This window comes from Psychrobacter sp. JCM 18901 (assembly GCF_000586435.1).
In the GTDB taxonomy this organism is placed as follows: domain Bacteria; phylum Pseudomonadota; class Gammaproteobacteria; order Pseudomonadales; family Moraxellaceae; genus Psychrobacter.
Map to the genome: position 1 here is coordinate 141,935 of NZ_BAWH01000005.1, position 7,491 is coordinate 149,425.

Genomic DNA, 7,491 nt, shown 5'->3' on the forward strand with positions numbered 1-7,491 from the left:
AACGCACATAAGGCGCGAGCTAAAGTGTACAACATCATTTCATGAATCAGCGATGTGTCGATAACCTTTACTAATGAGACAATGCATTTTTAGACATCGATATGGATGATTCGGTGCTAGCAGGCGGATACTCATGGTAATTGAAGGCGTTTTTTTGTTAGAATATGCCAACATATTTAAGAGCGTACGACTCGCTCACTATTAACTTTAATGCTAAGGGCAAAAGGTATGATGAATATTTTGGTGGTTGGCTCAGGTGGTCGCGAACACGCATTGGCATGGCAATGTGCAAAAGATGACAATGTAAAAAAAATGTCTACATCGCTCCTGGCAATGCTGGCACCGCCCTTGAGCCTAAATGCCAAAACGTTATGCTAGAGTCTACCGACGCTGACGCTGGCGAGCATAGTGCTGTTATCGCGTTTTGTCAAAATAATGATATCGACATGGTAATTGTTGGTCCAGAAGCGCCTTTGGTTACGGGTATTGTTGATGCTTGTCGTGAAGCAGGTATCAAAGCATGGGGCCCAACAGCATACTGTGCACAGTTAGAAGGCTCAAAAACTTTTGCTAAAGAGTTCATGGAACAAAACAATATTCCAACCGCTGCTTACCAAGGTTTTACAGACGCAGTCGCTGCAAAAGCCTATGTCGATGAGCAAGGCGCGCCTATCGTTATCAAAGCAGACGGCCTCGCTGCAGGCAAAGGCGTTATCGTTGCTGAAACGATCGAACAAGCACATGAAGCTATCGACGATATGTTAGCGGACAATAAGTTCGGTGATGCTGGCAGCCGCGTGGTTATCGAGCAGTTCTTACAGGGTGAAGAAGCCAGCTTTATCTGCATGATTGATGGTGATAACATTTTGCCAATGGCAACCAGCCAAGATCACAAACGTGCTTTTGAAGGTGATACTGGTCCAAACACTGGCGGCATGGGTGCCTACTCCCCTGCTCCAGTTGTTACGAATGATGTTCATAACAAAGTCATGCAGCAAGTGATTCAACCAGTAGTCGATGCCATGAAACACGCAGGCCATCCTTATACTGGGTTCTTATATGCTGGTCTTATGATTGATAAGGCAGGCGACCCGTATGTCATCGAGTTCAATTGCCGTTTTGGTGATCCTGAAACGCAGCCTATCTTAATGCGTTTGCAGTCATCAATGGTCGATTTGGTCGCACAAGGTTTGGCAGGTCAATTACCTAGTGAAGCAAAATGGGATGCGCGCCCTGCTCTAGGTATCGTTGTCGCATCAAAAGGCTACCCTGAAACTTCGTCTAAAGGTGATGTGATTGCTGGCTTGCCAGAACTAGATCCTAACAACGACGAAGCCGTTAAAGTTTTCCATGCTGGCACGGCATTTTCTAACGATAATGATAAAGAAGTCGTCACAAACGGCGGGCGTGTATTATGTGTGACTGCGCTAGCAGATAGCATTTCTGATGCTCAGCAAGCAGCATTAGCAGTCACCGCTGCTATCAGTTTTGATGGTGCTCAGTACCGCCGTGATATTGGTCACCATGCCATCACTCGCGAAAATGCTTAGCAACTAAAGCATACTAAAGGACATATTGAGTAATGTTTTGGGCAATATTTTAGATAATGCGAAGGTTTCGCTCAATATGTTTGATTAATAATATTACTGTATTTTATAGCTCTACATCATTATTTGACCTAGCATCATGCTAGGTCTTATTTTTTAGTATCTTTTTAATACCAATCTATTGGCTATAAATAGATTTTTCTAAATTTTAATAGTCAGTGAGTTTGCTAGAAAATACTAACTATTTATTAATCATACTCAAACTAGTAAGCACCTATTTATCAATAGTTACCGCTAGATATTAGCTTACAAAGTAACTATCAATGGCCAGCTCAGGCTCATAAAACCAACGCGCTTTATATGATACAATTTTGTACCTGTGCATCACGTCTCCCTTGTATTGTAGGTTTCGAACCCGCAAATCAATACCAATTGGATGAATGATTATACTTATGGCAAATGATACGTCTAAACCTTTTAGCAACAAGCAATCAATCGATAGCCTAAAAACCTCAGGGTTTGATCGTCGTATGTCGATTGCAAAAACTTCTTTGAATATTGGTCGTCGTTGGGCGGGTAATAGCGTGTCTGGTATGTTCTTAAATAAAGAAGCTCGTACTGCACGCAATCAAGCGTTTATGGAAACTCAAGCAAATTATCTGGCATCAGAGCTGGGTAAATTGAAAGGTTCGGTCGTCAAGATTGGTCAAATGCTAGCGATTTATGGTGAACATATACTGCCGCCAGAGATCACACGCGCTTTGCAAACTCTCAATGATGACACAGCGACATTGACTTGGCCGACGATTGAGCAAACATTACGCCAGTTACTGGGCAACAAACTAAACGAGCTAGACATTGATCCTGTCCCTATCGGAACTGCTTCTCTTGCTCAAGTTCACCGTGCGACCGTACTCGCCACTGGCGAACAAGTTGTGTTAAAAATTCAGTATCCGGGTGTGGCAGACGCTATCAACTCTGATCTTGCCTTGTTCAAACGGTTATTAAAAGTAAGTAATATCGTTCCTCAAACACGCGCACTCGATGCTTGGTTTGAGGAAATACGTGACCTACTCCATCACGAAGTTGATTACGAGGCAGAAGCGGCTACGACAGAACGTTTTTACGAGCGTTTAATCGATGATCCGCGCTATATCGTGCCTAAGATTAATCGTAACTATTCTAAAAAAACGTTTGCTATGTATGTCATACGAGCCAGGTATCACTGTGGTCTCGGAAGCACTGCAATTACTACCTCATGAACGCCGTAATGCCATTGGCCAAGCAGCTATAGAAATCATGATGCAAGAGATTTTTGTATGGGGTGAGATGCAAACAGATCCCAACTTTGGTAATTATTTAGTGCGTGTGAGCGAAAACGAAGAAGATATCGATAGATTGGTTTTGCTAGATTTTGGAGCGATTCGTCAGTTTGATGGTAACTTATTAACGATTGCCCGTGATCTACTACGCGCAGGATATCGCCATGATCAGCATGCAATGAGTATTGCTATGAAAGGATATGACTTTTTCGATAGCATGAGTAATAAAGTACGTTCAGATATTGCTTCGTTATTTTTGCTTGCTACAGAGCCTTTTAGTGACCCTGAGAAAAACACCAATATCCCTAGCGAATGTTTGGATGAACAGAATCGTTATATTTGGGCCAACAGTAAACTACATTCACGCTTATCTACTACGGCGACACGCGCAATGCAGTCTTTTGAATTTAATCTGCCACCAAAAGAATTTATGTTTATCAGCCGTAAGTTTATCGGTGCATATACCTTTTTGACTGTTTTAGATGCGCACACCAACTCTAACAGTCTTGTAAAACCTTATTTATAAACCTTGCAAATTTTGAGCCGTCCTTTAGTGACGGCTTTTTAATTTTTCGATATTATTTGCTTAGGCTATTATTTTTCGCTTATAGCACTTACCTGCCAATCATCAAATCTTGTCTTATACCACTTCGGCTTACGAATACTTAGCTCCCAACACACTTCTTGTCGGGCAAGATATTTCACTTCGAAATGAGTGCGCTGACTGGTCGCTGGTACTCGAGAACGTGTTGATGGTAGACACCATACTTTGGTTGCTTGGTGTTCTGCATTGTCCATATAGGATTCGATATTAGTGACTAATATCACTTCTCCGCCCACCTGCAAGCGTGATAAGAGAAACTCAAAAAAAGGCATGTTCAGCCATTGCTGATTTGGATTGTGCTGTTCAGGATTGGGATAAAGAATGAAGATTTTAGCCAAACTATTTGGTTTAATGGCGTGCACTGTCCAGGCAATCGCATCCGCATGAATCGCGTCTAGGTTTGATAGATTTTGTAGAGTGGCTAATTTTGAGAATGCCTCAAATTTATTACGCGTGCGTTCAATGGCTATCAGATGCTTATCAGTATTTTGTGCGGCAAAGCTAAGTGCATGCTTACCCTTCCCTGCCCCAATCTCTAGCATTAACGGTTTTTCATCTTTATTATCATTGATGATATTTGGAATAATAAAGTCACGCGGTGCTGACAGTTTTTGTGGTTGAAAGGCACGCTCTTGCTGATGCGTGAGATCAATATTGTCGGTCATCTACTATCCTTAAAGCATTTGTCTTTTGTCATTATTCGGCCCCATGCTATTATATAGTCAATCCCATTGAATAGTAATACAGCGACAGCAAGTACGCCTCGTTTCATCGTAATTTAAATGACGGATGCGTTTTATACTTGTGCCGTATGCAACCGATAATAACAACATTTAGGACATTGCTCTTTTCTTATGACTGACTCTACTGCAAATACGCCCCCAAAGACCTACCCTTGTCCACGTTGCGGCACTCAGACGACTTGGCAAGACAATAAATATAAGCCGTTTTGTAGCAGTCGCTGCAAGCTGATTGACTTAGGTGCTTGGGCGAACGAAGACTACACTTTACCTGCAGAAACCACGCCTTTTTCTGACGAGCTATAACCCACACTTTTACTCAATTATAATACCAAGGATGCTTTACATGTCTGCTACTTACCTGATGCCCACTTATAATCGTCAACCAATCAGCTTTACACGCGGTGCAGGCAGTTGGCTCTATACCAAAGATGACACGCCTTACTTAGATGCCTTAACTGGTATCGCGGTATGCGGCTTAGGACACTGTCATCCACAAGTCACTGACGCGATTCAGCAACAAGCAGGTACGTTAATTCATACGAGCAACTTGTTTGGCATTGATTGGCAAGAGCGTGCTGGAGAGATACTATGTACCGCTGCCCAAATGGACAGCGTGTTTTTTTGCCAATAGCGGCGCCGAAGCCAATGAAGCTGCATTAAAACTGGCACGTTTATACGCGTACAAACAAGGTTTTAAACGTCCAAAAGTTATCGTAATGGAGCAATCGTTCCATGGTCGTACGTTATTATCTTTGTCAGCTACTGCAAATCCAAAAGCACGTGAAGGATTTTATACGCTAGATGAGGACTTTATTCGTGTGCCATTTGGCGATATCGCTGCCGTCAAACAAGCTGCTCAAGAACATGATGATATCTGCGCTATCTTTGTAGAGCCGATCCAAGGCGAAGGTGGCCTAAACACTGCAGCCAATGGCTTTACTTATCTTGAAGAGCTGCAAGCGGAATGTGACGCTCATAACTGGCTATTTATGCTGGATGAAGTGCAAACAGGTAATGGCCGTACGGGTAGATATTTTGCTTATCAACATAGCAATGCTCGCCCTGATGTGTTGACGACAGCCAAAGGTCTAGGTAATGGTTTCCCAGTTGGTGCGTGCATGGTACGTGGCCGTGCCAATGGTCTGTTTGGCGCTGGTAGCCACGGCTCTACTTATGGTGGTACACCATTGGCCAGCCGTGTGGTACATAGCGTATATGACGTGCTAGCAAATAGTAATATCATGGAAAACGCAGTGACTGAGGGTTTATTCATTAGAGAAAGTATCGTTGATACATTTGGTCAACATGGCGTTAGCAGTCGCGGTGCAGGTATGATGATTGGTATCGCGCTACCTGAAGATATGGATTGTAACCAACTGGTAGATCGTGCCCGTGATGAGCAAAAGCTGATCATTAATGTGACGGGTGGTCATGTTGTACGTTTGCTGCCACCACTTAACATGAGCCGTGATGAAAGCACACAAGTTATTGAGCGTTTAATTAATTTATTAAAGCCATCATTTTAAAGCATGCTTCAACGTTAATAATAGACAACAAAAAAGCCTATAGATGATTCATTACCTATAGGCTTTTTGCTAACTACTTACTGCTAACTAAAAACGTTTTGTGCATAGTGAGAACAACACTTAATTCGCATGGAAGTATTTTTTTCAGTACTTCTAGACAACGAGTGATTTTGGCTGGCTGTTGGTCTCGATTTAAAGTGACCGCATATAGCACAAAGCTTGGTAATTGATAGCCAGTCAACACTTCTACCAGCTCCCCACTCTCAAGCTCTTTTTTTATGTCCATCTCCATCATTCTAACCAAACCGTGACCTTCTTTAGCCAGCGTCGTTGCCATAAACACATTATTGGTATAGATACGTGAATTCATCTTTATACGTGTCTTTTTACCAGTTTCAGTTTGAACCATATCAACCTGATTGGCATCTTTCATAATCTCAATACAGATCAACTGATGCTCAGCTAAGTCTTTAGGCGTATTTAGCTTACTGTGTTGACGCAAATACTGAGGTGAAGCAACCAATAGCTGACGCACATCTGTTAACGGATGACTGCTGAGGCTAGAGTCATTAATCGATGGGCTCATGCGAATGGCAATATCAATACGCTCATCAATCATATCAATATAATGATTGTCGGCTAGATAAGTGACACTAAGATCATCATGTGCCGCCATCCACGTAGAGAGTGCTGGCAGTATATGATTAACACCAAGCTCAGGAGTCGTCGATACACGCAAGCTACCTGCTAGCTCATCACGCAATTGATTAACTTTGATACGCCCTTGCTCTGCTGCACTGACGACATCTTTTGCCGCTTCGTAAAAGCTCTCACCAGCTTCTGTTAAGCTTAGCTTACGAGTTGAGCGATGTAGCAATACCACGCCAAGCTCGTTCTCTAAGGAACGAATTTGCTGACTGACTGCACTGGTTGTAATACCTAGCTCACGTGCTGAGCCACTAAAAGAGCCATGTCCGACCACACTGGCGAACACAGCCATACCGCGTAAATTATCCAACATATTCTCACCTAAACGTCATTTCAGTTTTTAATATAACTTAACCATTATAACGACTTTACATTCATCTTATCGTTATCAAATGGTTCTCTCTTGTTTGATAAATATATTTTGACCCGTAATAAAAACAAAAATATCAAGGTGATATATTGCTATCACCTTGATATTTAATATAAACTACGTTCAATATATAAATATACTTTTAGATATTTTGAGCAAACACTGCTCTAAAATCTTAATACAGCTGTACTTTACCCATTTTACCCTCACCACGTTCAGTTAAATACTGCATTACTGGTGTTTTTAGTAATTTCGTTTCAGCAACGGTTTTCGCTTGCTCTAAACGTTTTTTTCTGTCGGCGCTCTGGGGTTTTATCTTCGGTCTGCATAATACTACTATCAATTTTCAAGTCAATGTCAGCTTGCGTAAATTGCTGTTGTAGCTTAGCTGCCAATTGCTGAAAAGTGACCTGCAAATGCTTACTATCAACACTGGTCAAAAACGTGGCTCTACCATTACATTGACCAGTCATTGTACCTTGTCGTGCCAGTGCTAACTCATCTTGTGCCAATACCTCGCCTTCACGAGCAGTTTGTAACCAGTAGTCCCACTTTTCTGGGTTCCACTCGCCTGTCAGTTCTTGAGGTGGACAACGCAGCAACGTACGTGGATCTTCATCAGAGTGTGCTGTTAACTGAGAATCATTTGCGCTAGGCTCAACAATTGGTTC

Annotated in this window: 3 protein-coding genes and 4 pseudogenes; 4 read left to right on the forward strand and 3 right to left on the reverse strand. The window is 42.3% G+C overall.

Annotated elements, in window-relative coordinates; all coding sequences use genetic code 11:
• The first annotated feature begins 231 nt into the window (after nucleotides 1-231).
• Nucleotides 232-1,550, forward strand: a pseudogene (purD, locus tag TT11_RS05980) (phosphoribosylamine--glycine ligase).
• Nucleotides 1,551-1,999: 449 nt separating this feature from the next.
• Nucleotides 2,000-3,395: pseudogene (locus TT11_RS05985) on the forward strand (ABC1 kinase family protein).
• A 68-nt stretch (nucleotides 3,396-3,463) separates the two neighbouring features.
• Here TT11_RS05985 and TT11_RS05990 read toward each other — a convergent pair.
• Nucleotides 3,464-4,138, reverse strand: a complete 675-nt coding sequence (locus TT11_RS05990; protein WP_261869526.1) for a tRNA (guanine-N(7)-)-methyltransferase — start codon at nucleotides 4,136-4,138, stop codon at nucleotides 3,464-3,466.
• Nucleotides 4,139-4,327: 189 nt separating this feature from the next.
• Here TT11_RS05990 and TT11_RS05995 point away from each other — a divergent pair, with 189 nt between their 5' ends.
• Nucleotides 4,328-4,519, forward strand: a complete 192-nt coding sequence (locus TT11_RS05995; RefSeq protein WP_261869527.1) for a DNA gyrase inhibitor YacG — start codon at nucleotides 4,328-4,330, stop codon at nucleotides 4,517-4,519.
• 40 nt (nucleotides 4,520-4,559) lie between these two features.
• Nucleotides 4,560-5,742 (forward strand): annotated as a pseudogene (locus tag TT11_RS06000) (aspartate aminotransferase family protein).
• Nucleotides 5,743-5,815: 73 nt separating this feature from the next.
• On the opposite strand, the gene TT11_RS06005 reads toward TT11_RS06000, so the two are convergent.
• Both TT11_RS06005 and TT11_RS06010 read right to left on the reverse strand, forming a co-directional pair.
• Nucleotides 5,816-6,763: a LysR family transcriptional regulator gene (locus TT11_RS06005; protein WP_261869529.1), complete on the reverse strand. Its 948-nt coding sequence runs from the start codon at nucleotides 6,761-6,763 to the stop codon at nucleotides 5,816-5,818.
• A gap of 314 nt (nucleotides 6,764-7,077) precedes the next feature.
• Nucleotides 7,078-7,491: pseudogene (locus TT11_RS06010) on the reverse strand (DNA polymerase III subunit gamma/tau); the annotation flags it as partial.

Excerpts from the sequence above, each read along its gene's own strand:
- TT11_RS05990 (WP_261869526.1), bottom strand. The coding sequence starts at position 4,138 with ATGACCGACAATATTGATCTCACGCATCAGCAAGAGCGTGCCTTTCAA.
- TT11_RS05995 (WP_261869527.1), top strand. The coding sequence starts at position 4,328 with ATGACTGACTCTACTGCAAATACGCCCCCAAAGACCTACCCTTGTCCA.
- TT11_RS06005 (WP_261869529.1), bottom strand. The coding sequence starts at position 6,763 with ATGTTGGATAATTTACGCGGTATGGCTGTGTTCGCCAGTGTGGTCGGA.